Annotated in this window: 11 protein-coding genes and 2 pseudogenes; 4 read left to right on the plus strand and 9 right to left on the minus strand. The window is 59.5% G+C overall.

What is annotated here, in order from left to right; all coding sequences use genetic code 11:
* The 6 genes from ACI38B_RS00235 to ACI38B_RS00260 all read right to left on the minus strand — a co-directional run.
* Positions 1–1,340: ATP-dependent metallopeptidase FtsH/Yme1/Tma family protein (locus ACI38B_RS00235; RefSeq protein WP_439729038.1), on the minus strand; the 1,340-nt coding region annotated here is incomplete at its 3' end.
* Positions 1,337–1,900, minus strand: a complete 564-nt coding sequence (hpt, locus tag ACI38B_RS00240) for a hypoxanthine phosphoribosyltransferase (protein WP_439729039.1) — start codon at positions 1,898–1,900, stop codon at positions 1,337–1,339. The genes hpt and ACI38B_RS00235, both read right to left, overlap by 4 nt.
* Positions 1,887–2,990: a tRNA lysidine(34) synthetase TilS gene (tilS, locus tag ACI38B_RS00245; protein ID WP_439729040.1), complete on the minus strand. Its 1,104-nt coding sequence runs from the start codon at positions 2,988–2,990 to the stop codon at positions 1,887–1,889. Before tilS ends, hpt begins: the two co-directional genes overlap by 14 nt.
* Before the next feature lie 64 nt (positions 2,991–3,054).
* Positions 3,055–4,530, minus strand: a complete 1,476-nt coding sequence (gene dacB / locus ACI38B_RS00250) for a D-alanyl-D-alanine carboxypeptidase/D-alanyl-D-alanine endopeptidase (protein WP_439729041.1) — start codon at positions 4,528–4,530, stop codon at positions 3,055–3,057.
* 147 nt (positions 4,531–4,677) lie between these two features.
* Positions 4,678–5,904 (minus strand): glycosyltransferase family 2 protein, encoded by a 1,227-nt coding sequence (locus ACI38B_RS00255; RefSeq protein ID WP_439729048.1) that lies wholly within the window; start codon positions 5,902–5,904, stop codon positions 4,678–4,680.
* Positions 5,904–7,526: an AI-2E family transporter gene (locus tag ACI38B_RS00260; protein WP_439729042.1), complete on the minus strand. Its 1,623-nt coding sequence runs from the start codon at positions 7,524–7,526 to the stop codon at positions 5,904–5,906. Before ACI38B_RS00260 ends, ACI38B_RS00255 begins: the two co-directional genes overlap by 1 nt.
* A gap of 105 nt (positions 7,527–7,631) precedes the next feature.
* Here ACI38B_RS00260 and ACI38B_RS00265 point away from each other — a divergent pair, with 105 nt between their 5' ends.
* Positions 7,632–8,579 carry a glycosyltransferase gene (locus ACI38B_RS00265; protein WP_439729043.1) on the plus strand — a complete coding sequence of 316 codons (948 nt, stop codon included), beginning with the start codon at positions 7,632–7,634 and terminating at the stop codon, positions 8,577–8,579.
* Between the two features lie 419 nt (positions 8,580–8,998).
* Here the strand turns inward: ACI38B_RS00265 and fucO are convergent, their stop codons facing one another.
* Entirely contained in the window at positions 8,999–10,150 is a 1,152-nt protein-coding gene (gene fucO, locus ACI38B_RS00270; protein WP_033506221.1) for a lactaldehyde reductase, read from the minus strand.
* A gap of 360 nt (positions 10,151–10,510) precedes the next feature.
* On the opposite strand from fucO, the gene ACI38B_RS00275 reads away from it, so the two are divergent.
* Complete coding sequence (locus tag ACI38B_RS00275; protein ID WP_439729044.1) at positions 10,511–11,728, plus strand: helix-turn-helix transcriptional regulator; 1,218 nt, start codon at positions 10,511–10,513, stop codon at positions 11,726–11,728.
* Between the two features lie 131 nt (positions 11,729–11,859).
* On the opposite strand, the gene ACI38B_RS00280 is transcribed toward ACI38B_RS00275, so the two are convergent.
* Positions 11,860–12,237 (minus strand): hypothetical protein, encoded by a 378-nt coding sequence (locus ACI38B_RS00280; protein WP_439729045.1) that lies wholly within the window; start codon positions 12,235–12,237, stop codon positions 11,860–11,862.
* A gap of 163 nt (positions 12,238–12,400) precedes the next feature.
* A complete protein-coding gene (locus tag ACI38B_RS00285; RefSeq protein ID WP_439729046.1) occupies positions 12,401–13,138 on the minus strand; it encodes a hypothetical protein in 738 nt (245 codons plus the stop codon).
* Positions 13,139–13,868: 730 nt separating this feature from the next.
* On the opposite strand from ACI38B_RS00285, the pseudogene ACI38B_RS00290 reads away from it, so the two are divergent.
* A pseudogene (locus tag ACI38B_RS00290) lies at positions 13,869–13,985 on the plus strand (transposase-like zinc-binding domain-containing protein); the annotation flags it as partial.
* Positions 13,986–14,013: 28 nt separating this feature from the next.
* Positions 14,014–14,257, plus strand: a pseudogene (locus ACI38B_RS00295) (transposase); the annotation flags it as partial.

Below are 14,257 nucleotides of genomic sequence, written 5' to 3' on the forward strand. Positions count from 1 at the left end.
GCCTGCACACGGTCGATGGCCTCGTCGATGGCACGGTTGTCAATCAGCTGGGCACCGGCACGGGCGCACAGCAGCGCGGCCTCGTTGAGCACGTTCGCCAGATCGGCGCCCGTGAAGCCAGGCGTACGCACGGCGACCATATGCAGGTCGACGTCCGGCACGAACGGCTTGCCCTTGGCATGGACCTTCAAAATCGCCTCGCGGCCTTCCAGATCCGGAGCCTCGACGGCGACCTGACGGTCGAAACGCCCCGGACGCAGCAACGCGGGATCAAGCACATCGGGGCGGTTCGTCGCGGCGATGATGATCAGGTTCGTATCGTTGTCGAAGCCGTCCATCTCGACGAGCAGCTGATTGAGGGTCTGCTCGCGTTCGTCATGCCCGCCGCTCATACCAGAGCCACGCTTACGGCCGACAGCGTCGATTTCGTCGATAAAGATGATGGCCGGGGCGTTCTTCTTCGCCTCGTCGAACAGTTCGCGCACACGGGAGGCGCCGAGGCCGACGAACATCTCAACGAAGTCCGAGCCGGAAGTCGCGTAGAACGGCACGCCCGCCTCGCCTGCGATGGCGCGCGCGAGCAGCGTCTTACCGGTTCCAGGAGGACCGTAGAGCAGCACACCGCGAGGAATGCGGGCACCCAGGGCCTTGTACTTGGACGGATCCTTGAGGAAGTCCTTGATTTCCTCGACCTCCTGCAGTGCAGCGTCCTCACCCTTGACGTCGGCGAACCGGGTGCTCGGGGTCTGTCCTTCGAGCAGCTTTCCGCTGTTCTTGCGCCCGCCCATACCGAGCATGCCGTTGCTCATGCGGCTCATCATGAACCACAGGAGCCCCAGGAAAATGACCAACGGCAGGATGGACGTGATGAGATAGGACATCGCGCTCGTCTGCTGCATGTTGGAGGTCCAGCCGTCACTCGGGTCGTCCTTCTGCACGGCCTTGATGATATCCGCGCCTTGGGCGAAGGTGTAGTAGAACTGGACGTTCTTGCCGTAATTATGCGTCTTGCCCTGTGCGTCGGTCTTCGTGTAGTCGTTCTTGAGCTCAAGCTTGACCAGCTGCCGGTTGTCGATCACTTCGGCGTAAGTGGCCTGCCCGTCCTCAAGCAGTTTCAGACCGTCCTGCGTGTTGATGGTCTGTGTGCCGCTGGAGGCGAAGAGTTGGAACGCGCCGATGGTCAGCAGCACCAGCACCACGACCCACAGCCAAGGGGACTGCCACCACGGGTGATCCCCGTTGCCTCCCTTCGGCGAGTTATCGGAATCGCCACGGCGGAATGGATTGCCGTTGTTTCCGCCCATAGGCGGCCGCTGCTGCGGGCCTTGCGGATAGCTCATGCCTGTTCTCCTTGGTATACTTCCGGCTTCAGCACCGCGATCGAATCGAGATTGCGGAAGCGTTCGTCATAATCGAGGCCGAATCCGACGACGAACTCGTCAGGGACCTCGTACCCCTTGTACTTTACCTGCACGTCGACTTCACGACGGGACGGCTTCTCCAACAGCGCGAAGACCTCCACGGATTGTGCACCTCGGCGCTTGAGTTCCTCGACCAACCATGCGAGCGTACGCCCGGAATCCACGATGTCCTCAACGATGAGCACGTTGCGGCCGCGTACATCCGTCGACAAATCCTGGCGTACCGTAATCGTGCCGCTGCTTGACGTTCCCGACCCATAGCTGGACAGGCTCATGAAATCCATCTGCACCGGGATGCTCATCGCCTGTGAGAAAGCGACTATGGTGTTGACCGCTCCTTTGAGCACGGCGACAAGCAGAGGGTTCTTGTCGCGGTAGTCCTCGCTCACCCTCGCCGCGACCTCATTGATTTTCTTTTGGATATCTGCCTTGCTGATCAACTCGTGGTCGATCTGGTCTTGAACATCAGCGATTTTCATGCCCACTATCTTGGCACAGGCGAATGACGAGTTTCTTGCGGAAAGCTTGGTAACCACTGGGAAGCGACACCGCCCCCTGGCCATGCCAGTCAACGATGAGACGCTCGATCGATTCGATGTGCTGTATTGACGCGTCAATGCCGAGATTCGCACACACCATCGCAATCACTCGTATTCTGATTGCGGCAGGCAGGAAGAACATCGCCCTCGCGTCCAGCGAACACCCGAGGCTCCCTTCGGTATCATCCGGCGTGACGACGGAATCGTAGGCGGCCCATGCCTGGGAAACGAGATAATCCCGGTCTCTGGCGGCAATATCGGTGTATTGGGCGAGATGACCGGCCATGTCGCCGCCCGCGATGTCGTCGAGCAACGGCATCAAGTCGTGCCGGATCCGCGAACGCAACGGGTAGTTACGCGGCAACCGCTCCCCCGGAGGAATATGGTCGCCATTGGTCGGGTCATCCCACCAGCTGATTTTCAAATCGCGGCATATCGCAGTCGTCTGCTTCCGTGTGATGCCAAGGAACGGACGCAGCAACATCACGTCGTCATACCGGTGGGTGCATTCGCGCATGCCGTCCAACACGTCGACGCCGCCGGAACGCATCAACCCCATGATGATGGTTTCTGCCTGGTCGTCCCTCGTGTGGGCGAGCAGAATGGCCCGCGCACCGCACGCGCGCGCCTCGTCGAACATCGCCTCGTATCTGGCGTCCCGAGCCGCCGCCTCTGGGCCGTTGCCGTCGGGATCGACGTGCACAATGCGCATAATCACCGGGTCAAGTCCCAAATCCACACACGTGCTCACCGCTTGCGTAGCCACGCCGGCGGACCCTTCCTGCATGCGATGATCGATAATCATAGCTCCGCAGCGCAATCCCAAGGTTCCGCACACGATGTGGGCGAGCGCGGCGAGTGCCAGGGAATCGCGGCCGCCCGAGCATGCGACCAGAACGAGAGGCGCATCGCCCACGGGAGTGTGTGTGCCGTGCTGCGCGAATCGTTCGTCCTGCCGTCCGAGGCCAGCCCGTTCCAAGCATCCGCGCAGCTGGCCGATGGCGGATTTCAAGGTTGCTGTGTATGCCATACCGACTCCTTACAGCCTCTGCTCTCTACAGCCCTATATGATCTTTACAGCCCGTTACAGCCCTTTACAGCCCGGCCAACGAGCTCATGAACGTGTTGATGGCGATTCGTGCCGAATACAGATTCGTTGGATTGTTGACGATCACGGCGAAGGACAGCAACCCACCTTTGGTCCGGGATACATTGCCCGCCATTGAGGTGACCTGTGCGAGGCTGCCGGTTTTCACGCGCAACTGGCCGGCCACCGACTGGTCGGTCAGACGGGTCTTCGCCGTGCCGACGAGTCCGGGGATGGACAGGCCTTCCGCCTGTGCCACCGCCGCGCCAATCTTGACATTGCGCTCCTGGACCTCCACCAACGTGGTGGCAGTGAGCCTTGAGCCGTCGGACAGGCCGGAGCAGTCGGCCATCACAAGCCCGTTGGTAGACACGCCCAGTTTGTCGAGCTCCTGTTTGACGGCCGTAGTCGCCCCGGTGGGACTGTTCTCGTTGCCGGTCGCGTTGGCCAACAGACGGCCGAATTCCTCAGCGAGCGTGTTGTCGGAGTGTCGCAATGTGAACGCCATGATTTCGGCAAGCGTCGCGGACTGGACGGTCGCAATCGGAGACAGCCCCTGGGGCACACGCTGTGCGGACGGGCTGCCGTTCACCGTGATGCCGTATTGCGTAAGGCGCTGTGCGAATGTCGATGCCGCATCTGCCGCGGGAGTCATGGAAAGCAATGGATAACTGGTGAACAGGTCGGGGTCGTGCTTGTCATCGGCGGTCCATTGGCGCCCGCCGTCAACCGCCATCGAAGACACCGCCGTGTAATACATATTGCCCGGGTTGTTCTGCGCGATGGTCGCCGGGTAGCGCGGATCGGCGAACACCGTATCGTCGTATTTCAGCGTGACCGATGTGATACCTCGTTGTTTGAGCGCCGCAGCGGTGTTTTTCGCGAGCGTTCCCAAGCCCGCCCTCCCGTTGACATGATTGGGGTCGCTTTCTCCGGAGCCCAGCAGCATGTCCCCGCTGCCTTTGAGATAAATGGTGGCGGATTGCCCGCTGCCTTCGAGGTAGGTTCCTGTCTCCAGTGTTGAGCCCATGTCCAGAACCGAAGCGGCGGCGAGCGCCGTCAATGTTTTCATGGTCGATGCCGGCTCGCGCTGGGCTTGTGGCTCATGGCTCGCGACGACAGTGCCTTTCGCATCCGCGATGACGATGGAGAAATCAGTTCCGACGCTGGGATCCGCGGCGAATGTGTCGATCAACTGCTGTGCAGCGGTGGCGTCAATGGCACGTGTTCTGTCGGCTTTGCCGGTGAGGACCGATGCCGCGCGTGCGGATTGCGGGCTCGCATAGGAGGGATTGGAGACGTCGGACAAGGTGAGCACTCCGGGCAGGATGTCAGTCATATCGCCGATGGCGTAGCCGATGACCAGCAGCATGGTCACGGCGGATGATACGGCGATGCGCAACAGCCGGCTCGTTTGCGTCCGCTTTTGCTTGCGCAGCTCCACCCGTGCTCCCACCACGCACTCCTTCCGTCGGACGGTCATTTCACCTTGGTTATCCCGCGTGATTTGCAGGCGGGCCGGTGCAGACCTAGCTTAGCGCCCACGCTGAACGTGTCAGCAGGGGCTTTCCGGATGTCGTCGTGCGACCTGCGTGGCAGCGGTGTGGTGACAGCCGCAGCCGCCTGTCGGTTATTTGCCCCGGTGCTCGATCGGCTTCCATTCGGCTTTCGAGAACACCGCTTGGAAGGAAATCGGTACATAGCTGAGCATATAGATTGGGAAACTGAGCACGTAGGCGAACAGCTCCTTGTTAGTGGCACCGATCTGCCCGCGTTCAGCGACGCAGGTCAATGCCGCAAGTCCCATCATGCCCAGCACGCCGAGCACGATGCCGTAGGTCCAACCGCCAATCGAGTTCAGCTGGCTCTGCCATGTGACGAACCCGCATGCCGCGAACAGGCAGCCCAGCAGGAACCTGGCGATGCCGAGCACCATGAACGGGCAGAGCACCAGGGTGAAGTCGATGCAAGAGAAGTCACGTTCGCGCACCGCACGCTTGATGAGCGCCGGACCATAATAGCGGAACACCTGCAGGAATCCCTTGCTCCAACGCAGACGCTGACGCCAGCTCTGCCCGAAAGTGACCGGCTGCTCATCGTAGAGGATCGCGGTGCCGCAGTAGCCGATCCGGTCGCCGTGAAGCACAGAGTCCATACTGAATTCAAGGTCTTCGGTAAGCAGGTGGAACTTCCATCCACGGTTGCGGCGCATGATTTCCTGGGAGAACATGAACCCCGTGCCACCCACATGGCAGCTCGAGCCGAACAGCATGCGCGAGTTGTTGAGGAATCGCGATTCGCGGATGAACCATAGCGCGGACCCCGAAGAGACCCAGTTATCGGCAAGGTTGACAGAGTTGCGGTAGCTGGTGAGGATTTTGAATCCGGCATGGAACGCCTTGTTCATCTCCTCGATGTAATGCTTGTCAAGGCGGTTGTCCGCGTCGAATACAAAGAATGCGTCATAACGGTCGGTCACGCCTTCGTTGATCATATGATCCAGCAGATAGCTCAACGCGTAGCCTTTGCCGACCTGATCCTTGTTGAAGCGTTCGACGACGTGGCATCCCATATCACGGACCAGTCCCGCGGTGTTGTCGGTGCAATTGTCCGCCACCAGCCAGATATCCACCAGTTGTGAAGGATAGGTCTGTGAGCGGATCGAATTGATGAGGTTGCCGATGACGGCTTCCTCGTTGCGGGCGGAAATCAGCACCGCATACCGCGTATCCATGGGCGCGTCAGGGAAGGTGATCTGCTTGGCGAACAGCGAGGCGACCACACAGATTGCCTGGTACACCAGTCCGGCGCCACCGAGAATCATCAGGAGAACATCAAGGACGGACAGCAGGACCATCAGTGCCACTTCTTTCTGGGATTGTCATCGGATTGGGCGCGTTCTTGCGCACGGTGCGGAGACTTCGGGTTGTCGGCGGTCTTGGAAGGCTCAGAAGCTACGGTGGCATCACGCGTCCCGGGAGCTTCACGTGTCTGGGAAGCTTCACGTGTCTGAGGAGCTTCAGTCGCCACGTGAACTTCAGGCTCCGCATCAACATCGCGGTCCGGCGCACCGAAGACTCCATGCTGATGGTATTCGGCTTCGTCGGTGCCCTTAAGCGGTTTGGCTTCGGGGGTGATCACGCCCTTGGGAATCGCCACGGTCGGGACATCGTCACCTGGTGTGGTTTCCGAAGTATGCTGGTACATCTGCTCCTGCAATTCACGCAGTTCCTTACCCCCCGGAACATGCGAGCCGGAGCTTTGCGCCACGCGGGGCATACGCTCGCTCATCGGTTTGATGACATGCTCGCTGAATGCCTCTGCGCCTTCGACGACCTTGGATTTCTTCTTCGGCTCCGGATCGTTCATCAGCGGGGAATCAATCAAGTCATAGCGTTTCGTGCACGCACGGAAAATGGCTTGCAGGCTGGCGGTAATCGGCAACGCGAGGAAAGCGCCAAGAGCGCCGAACAGCGAGCCGAAAATCAGCACGCACAGGAAGGCGATTGCAGGGTTCAAATCCATGGTGCGCTGCGAAATCTTCGGAGACAAGATCAGATTTTCGATCTGCTGGTATACGACGATGAACGCCACCACAATCACCGCATACGTCGGCCCGTGTGACGCCCAAGCGAAAATCACCGGCAGGGCGCCGCCCAGATACGTGCCGATCGTAGGCACGAACTGCGAAGTGAGGCCACAGAACAGCGCGAGCGGCAGCCAATACGGCACATGGATCACATCAAGGAAAATCGCAGTGCATGTGGCGTTGATGGCCGCGAGAATCGTGCGGGAGAACAGGAAGCCGGAAATCTGATCCTGCACGACGGTCCAGGCGAACAGGAAACGACGCTGGGTGGACGGGCCGAGCCACTGGCACAGGCTGCGGCGGACGCGAGGGCCTGCGGCTGAGACATAGTACGTGACCATGAGCACCGTAAGCAGGTTAAACAGGAAGCCGAACAGCCCGACCGTGGTGTTGTAGGCCTGGCCGGCGACGTCTGTGAGCCATGAGGTCTTGAGGTTCTTCATCACTTCGTTGCCGAGATTTTCCATCTGCGGCAGCTGGAAGTCGAATTCCTTGGATACGAAGTCGGTGATTTGGTCATAATATGCGGGCACGCTCTGCACCATGGAGATGACCTGCTGGACGAACATGTTGCCGAACAGCACCATCAACGCAATCACAATGACGGATACCCCGATAAGGCTCACGGCGGACGCCGCCCCACGCTTCCAGCCGTGGCGAATGAGCTTGATCACCAACGGTTCGATGGCGAGCGCGATGAACACCGACACCACGATGTCAAGGACAATGGTGTCGACCTTGCCCCACGACTTCCAGACGAACACCGCGAGGAACACGGCGATCGCAGCATAGAAGAGCCCGCGCCCCCACCATTCCGGCGGGCGCCGGGGGTCGCCCTTTTGCGGGAAGACCGAGGCAAGATCGATTTGCGGTTCCTCTTGTTGGCTCATGGCTCCCCATTCTACATAGGCGACACGAAGCACCGACAGTTGTCGGCATGCGTGGCGCTCGGCGCGGCGAGGGCACTGTAGACGTCCTTGCCTATCCTAGAAAGCATGCTAACCGTATCGATTGTCATTCCCGCATGGAATGAGGAGGATCGCATCGCCGACTGTCTGACGAACGCAACCCGTCAAACGGTGATGCCGCATGAGGTGATTGTGGTGGACAACCGGTCCACCGATGCGACCGTCGACATTGTCAAGCAGTTCATGGAAGAACATCCTGATGCCCCGGTCCGCCTGCTGCATCAGGATGATGAGCAGGGGCTCATCCCGACGCGTAATTACGGGCTGAACCATGCCACCGGCGACGTGTTGGGCCGCGTGGACGCCGACTGCATGCTCAAGCCTGACTGGGTCGAAGTGGTCTCGGGCATTTTCACCGAGGATCCCGAAGCGATGGGCGCGACCGGCCCGGTCGTCTACTACGATATGCCCGCCAAACGCGTCGGTTTGCGCGGCGATGACAGCGTGCGCCGGCACATGTACCGGGCGGACGGAGACCAGGTGCTGCTGTTCGGATCGAATATGGCGTTGCGTGCGAGCGCATGGCGGCAGATCGCGAACGAGGTGTGTCACGACCGCGAGGACGTGATGCATGAGGATATCGACGTTTCCTTGCATCTGCTCGGTCGCTCGATGAAAACCGTGTACTGCCAGCGCATGATCTGTGGCATTTCCGCGCGGCGCATGGACACGTCGTTCACGTCGTTCCGCAATTATATGAACCGTTTCCGCAACACTTTCGCCGCTCATCCGGACCATTGGCGCAAACGCAAGCCGGAACATACACTGTATGCGCTGTACCCGTGGATGCACACCCTGTACCCGATGTATCAGCGGTATCTCGATCGTATGGACATCAATCCGGCGGAGCGGCTGTGGTTGAAAGAGCAGTTTGACGTGGCCAAGCGCGACGAGCAGGACGAAGCCGACGCGGATGCGGACGGCCAGCCCGAATCCGACGGCAGCACACTGACGCTGGCAGGCTCGGACCAGTAGCAGTCTGGCGGGTGGCGGCTGCAACACGCAGCGGTCCGGCAGGACGGCAATCGCCGGCACGCAACGATCCGGCACGACTGCGGTCGGCGGCACGACTGCGGTCGGCGGAATACAACAGTCGCAGGTACACAGCCGTCTGGCACGCAGCCGTCTAACACGCAGCCGTCGTCGGTACGAACGGAATCCGCCCCCGTCCCATTACACAAACTGGTTACGCTGGGAGGTATCTCAGCGTAACCAGTTTGTGTATTTTGGGCCGGTGCAAGTCATGAGCCGGTGCAAGTCGCGCAATTGGTTCTGCGACCATAAATCCCGCGATGACCTTTGCCCTGCGTGTCGCGTCCCATCATGGCACAGCCGTCACCGTGGCTGCTGTCGTGATGACTGCTGTTACCTTGGCAGGCGTGCCATGATGGCCGTTACATCAGCGACGTGTAAATCGCGAGGATGTCTTCCTCGGTCGCCTTGCGCGGGTTGCCCGGTGTGCACACGTCGTGGAATGCGTCATGTGCGAGCGGCTTGAGGTCGGCTTCAGTGGCTCCGACTTGCGAGATCTTGGTCGGATTGCCAAGGTCAACGGTCAGCTGGTGCACTGCCTGGACCGCTTCCTCACGCACAGTTTCCAGATCGCCGGTCATCGCGTCCGCGACACCGAAGGCCTGCGCGATATCGCGGTACTTTTCGCCGGTGAAGTCCTTGTTGTATTCCATAACCGGGGCGAGCAGAATGCCGTTGGCCACGCCATGAGCAACGCCAAGCCGTCCGCCGAGCGGATGCGCCATGCCATGTACCAGACCGAGCCCAACGTTGGAGTATGCCATGCCGGTGATGTAGCTGGCGTACGCCATCTGCTCACCTGCTGCCTTGTCGCCGTCGGCGCTCTTGGCAAGGTTCTGAGCGACCATGCGGATGGTCTGCATGGACAGGCAATCGGACAACGACCACGCGCCAGGCGTGATGAAGCCTTCAATCGCGTGGGTCAGCGCGTCCAGACCGGTGGCGACTTTCAGCCCGCGGGGCATGGAGTCGGTCAAATCAGGGTCGACGAAGGCGACAACCGGGATGTCATGTGGGTCGACCGCCACGAACTTGCGCTTGTTAGCGGTATCTGTGATCACATAGTTGATGGTTGTTTCCGACGCGGTACCGGCTGTGGTGGGCACGCCGAAAATCGGGACGGACGGGTTCTTGGTGTCCGCCACGCCTTCCAAGGACAGCACGTCGGCGAACTCCGGGTTCGCGGTGACGATGCCGATGCCCTTGCACGTGTCTTGCGGCGAGCCACCGCCGAGACCGATGAGGAAGTCGGCTCCTGCGGAAGCGAATTTCTTCACGCCGTCTTGAATGCATTCAACCGGCGGATTTGGCTTGACATTGTCGAAGATCTCATACGGCAGACCAGCCTCGTCAAGTACTGCGGTCACTTTCGCCACGGTGCCGGTTTCCAGTAGCACCGGGTCGGTGACGATGAACGCCTTCTTGAACCCGCGCGCCTTGGCGGCTACAGGTATCTCACGGATTGCGCCACGGCCAAAATATGCGGTCTGGTTAAAAATCATTCGGTATACCATGTGTGTTCTCCTTCGAACAGTTCCCATTGTGTAGGAACGCCATTGACGAAACTCATTGTAGTCATTCAGCAAGAAGACACGGCGAAGAGCGGAATTGAGAGAGACCCTGCCATCTGCTATGCCCCGCCAGCAGCATATGGCCGCCGGCTGTCTTTCGCCGCCAGTCCCCGTATGTCACAGTCCCGCGTGCCGCAACCAGCCCACGTGTCACCGCCATCCTTCCGTCGCCACTCGTCTACCGCCAATCGTCTGCCGACGCCAGTCGCGTATCAGATTGACCGTCATGCGCCGAGACGCTTTATGGCATACTGGAGTAGGGATCAACGAGGAGCGATTACATCACAATTGGGAAGGGATACCATGACGACATCTGATGACACTATCCGAAGCGCTGACGACTGGCGGTCAGCGCTGGAAATCCGCGACACCCGCGCTGCGAACCCTTTGATGGACGTATTCGCGACACTATGGAGGCACAGCAGCGACGACCACCCACTGACGCCTGACGACATCATCGATCTGCTCGAGGCCGATAACCGCCAGAACTCCTTCTACAAGGCGCCTTCCAGACAAACCGTGGTCAACCAGCTGCAATACCTTGAATACACGCGCATTCTCGGCCGCGAGGTCCGCCGTGCAGACGACGGCGAGACATCCACTGACGAAGAAAGCGACGACAGCCGTTGGTATATGGCACCGGTGCTCTCTCCTTCCGAGGTGCGTCTGCTCGAAGACAGCCTGATGCTCTCCCGGATTGATCCGGAGGAACTCCAAGGGGTCATCTCTGGCCTGTATCAGCTTGCCGGAGGCAGCGCCCCTTCCAAGGACCTGCCGGACATCTCCATCGACGGCTACGAGCACATCAACGGGGAGTTCCTTGCCACAATCGAGAAAATCACCGAGGCCATGAACAACCAGCTGGCCGTTGATTTCTCCTACTGCGACTATGACGAGCACGGCAGGTTGGTCAAGCGGTTGGACCGCCGGACCGGCAAACCGAGACGCTATGTGTTCGATCCATACAACATGGTGTACAAGAAGGGCAGGTACTATCTGCTCGGGCACTTCCACAATTGCCCAGTCCCCCAGAACACCGACCAGAATGAGAATCACACCAACCTATTCTGTTTCGCTGTCAATCGTATCCGCGATCTACGGATCACCAGCACGCGAATCGCCGTACCCGCCGATACCTGGGACGAGAACGGGTTGCCGCGGAAGCTGACCGGCGCACCCCGGTTCGACGCGGTCGCATTCGCCAGACAACGCCCGCACATGACCATGGGCACACTGGTTGACGTGGTCATGAGCATCGGACCGGGCGTGCTCACCAATGTGTATGAATGGTTCGACAACCCCAAGGTCGAACGTGTCGACGGGCCTTTTGACCCTGATGATGACCACGAAGGGGTCCAGGCATTCCACTACCGGGTCAGCGTACGCAGTCCCAAGCTGGGCATTATCTGGTGGGCGTTGCAGTACGCACTCGCCGATGTGCGGGTCGAATCCCCGCAATCGGTGCGTGACGAACTCCTACGAGCCGGTTTGCAGCTAGCGCGGCGTTACGGTAACGAGTAACATCTTCCTCTCTTTCTCCATTCCAGCCGGTTTCCGGTGCTTTTCAATCAGCAGGACGCACCGGAAACTGGCTTTATCGTTTGTTTTCCCTCGTGTCAGCATGTCATCGAGGTGTGCGACTCTTCCGCCCGTCAGGCCGCCAGTGGGCCAAAATCAGAGATATGCATGAGCGTGACCACGCGATTGTCCTCGCACGGCTCGTCATGTTCATATCCTTTGCATTCACGCAAATGATCCAACCTAAGCGCAAGCGTCAAAGCGTAATGACGGTCGCAGTAATACTGGATGTGGTCCGACTCGCAATCCGGGTCGCCGCATATGCAGTGCGTGTAGTGTGTGGCCGTCTCATCGCAGATCGACTCATCCCAGTCGCATCCATGTCGGTCGCCGCCAGCCCCGAAATCGAGGAAATCCGGTCCGACTGGTTGCACAATCGGCTCGGTATCAGCTTCCCGCTGCACATCGAGGCGTGTCTGTTCCTGCATTCCCTGCATGTTGTGAGTTGTCATAGTATCCCCTTTCCATAAGCGCCGTCGCCGATACCCGGCCAGCGGCGAATTATATTTGTGATTCTTACGTAGTGCGTGATTCATATGGCGCATTGCAGTATTCCATGGCTTGTGACTGGTTCATCACAACGACAGGCACAAGCCACCGCGTCCACGCCGATTGCTAATTGGCCAGCGCGAGTTTCGGGTTCGCACCGGTGACAATGAGCATCCGCAACTGCTGCTCATAAAGCTCGATGCTGCGCCGGATCAACGGCTCGTCCTTCTTGTCGTGGCGATAGAACATCGCATACTTGCGATGCCGATGACGCCACTGCACCCCAGAGAAGATATCGATGCAATTCCAACGACCGTTGGCAATAGAACGGAATCTGATGACGGCGTCATCGGTGATTGGAATAATGGCGTTCAACGGGGTGACCGCCAGACCGTATACTCCTTTCAATGGATCGTCAATGCCGGTGCGCAGCATTCTTCGCGTCGAAGCGTCCTCACCAAACAGCACACCGTCGCCGAAACTCTCACGTTTGTCAAGCTCCATGCCGGGCTCACCTGTAGAATCATCAATCTGGAATCTTGCCGCAAGGCAGATTCCGGCAAACTGCTCGAAGATGCGGGCGTCCTCAGGAGACCACACGTCCATGGGCTTCCACTGGTCGCCCTTGAACGAAAACACGATCTGCTGTTCGTTCTTTGGTGTGGACGCACGGAAATCACACACCTGCACCGGCAGATGGAAATCACCGAATCCAGCAAGCTCAGTCTCGATGGCCGCATGGATGTCATCAATGCTCATGTCCTTGTGCAAGGTGATGAAATCCTCGGCGTCCCATTTCGGTTCCAGATTGCCGCTGGTATTGCTAATGGAGTTGTCGCTGATGTTGCCGTTGTTGTTGCTCATGTCATGCGCCTTTCTCGTTTGTTTCTTACAGACGGCCGTTCCTTGTCGCCGTGTCTGATATCCATTTCATCATCGCGACACGCCGAGGAGAACAAGATGAAAAATCTTCGTTGACGGCTGGGATTCCTACTGACGTGCATCTAGAACATGGCGATATTCCGCGGATTCGGTGCCCATGACGCGCTACGAGCCACCGACAGATTCCCCGGGTTTCCGCACAGTCGGGATTGCGAAACGGCATGTCGACAGCACCGCCAACCAGTCGCCGACAACTCCTGCATTCGGGGGTTACGGATTGCGGTGGTATCTGTCTGCTGTGCAACTGCGCAATCGCAGTGCGGAAAGAAACATCGACTGAGTCCAAAATACTGGCGTCTATCCCGCCGCTATGCAACCGCCCAATGACACAACGGCCCGGTATAACCAATTCAACCGAGAATCCCGAGGGTATCTACCCGTCATGTGACCGCACGATTGCACAACGAACAGATACGAATTCGCTCGAAACACTCCACAAACTGGTGACGCTAACTGCCTTCCAGCGTAAACAGTTTGTGGAGGATAACGGGGGTTATTGGCCAAAATGTGTGTCCGGAATCGGGTGTGAGGGGTTGTCCTGCCGGGCGTGTCGCGGTTTCGAATCCTCATGCCGCCACTTTCGAGCCCGGCCAGAATGTGTGTCCGGAATCGGCACAGACCCGTTGCGGCGCAAGGCATGCTGGCGGTTCGAATGTGCCAGATTGGTGGAACGGACACTCCACGATGCCCCAAATGCCACGGGATGATGAAGAAGAACGGTTCGACCAGCGCCGGGAGGACCAGGTGGCGATGCAAGGACAGCGCCTGCGGCGCGTCGGCGACCAGGTCGTACGACCGCGCCGCCGCTGGCCGCGGTGTGCGACGGCGGAGGCGGCGTGCTCAAGGCGCTGCGCACGGTCTGGCCCTCGACGCGCGTGCAGCGCTGCCTGTTCCACGTGTGCATGAACATCACCGAACTGACCGGCCTCAGGCCGCGTCTCGAGGCGGGCAAAAGCCTGAGGAAGGCCGCCGTCGCCCTGTCGCGCGTCTCGGACGCCGAGTCCGCGGCGCAATGGCTGGCGTCGTACAACCAGTGGGAAC

This window comes from Bifidobacterium sp., assembly GCF_051876855.1.
Taxonomy (GTDB): Bacteria; Actinomycetota; Actinomycetes; order Actinomycetales; family Bifidobacteriaceae; genus Bifidobacterium.

Excerpts from the sequence above, each read along its gene's own strand:
- dacB (WP_439729041.1), bottom strand. The coding sequence starts at position 4,530 with ATGACCGTCCGACGGAAGGAGTGCGTGGTGGGAGCACGGGTGGAGCTG.
- ACI38B_RS00260 (WP_439729042.1), bottom strand. The coding sequence starts at position 7,526 with ATGAGCCAACAAGAGGAACCGCAAATCGATCTTGCCTCGGTCTTCCCG.
- hpt (WP_439729039.1), bottom strand. The coding sequence starts at position 1,900 with ATGAAAATCGCTGATGTTCAAGACCAGATCGACCACGAGTTGATCAGC.
- tilS (WP_439729040.1), bottom strand. The coding sequence starts at position 2,990 with ATGGCATACACAGCAACCTTGAAATCCGCCATCGGCCAGCTGCGCGGA.
- ACI38B_RS00275 (WP_439729044.1), top strand. The coding sequence starts at position 10,511 with ATGACGACATCTGATGACACTATCCGAAGCGCTGACGACTGGCGGTCA.
- ACI38B_RS00265 (WP_439729043.1), top strand. The coding sequence starts at position 7,632 with ATGCTAACCGTATCGATTGTCATTCCCGCATGGAATGAGGAGGATCGC.
- ACI38B_RS00255 (WP_439729048.1), bottom strand. The coding sequence starts at position 5,904 with ATGGTCCTGCTGTCCGTCCTTGATGTTCTCCTGATGATTCTCGGTGGC.
- fucO (WP_033506221.1), bottom strand. The coding sequence starts at position 10,150 with ATGGTATACCGAATGATTTTTAACCAGACCGCATATTTTGGCCGTGGC.
- ACI38B_RS00285 (WP_439729046.1), bottom strand. The coding sequence starts at position 13,138 with ATGAGCAACAACAACGGCAACATCAGCGACAACTCCATTAGCAATACC.
- ACI38B_RS00280 (WP_439729045.1), bottom strand. The coding sequence starts at position 12,237 with ATGACAACTCACAACATGCAGGGAATGCAGGAACAGACACGCCTCGAT.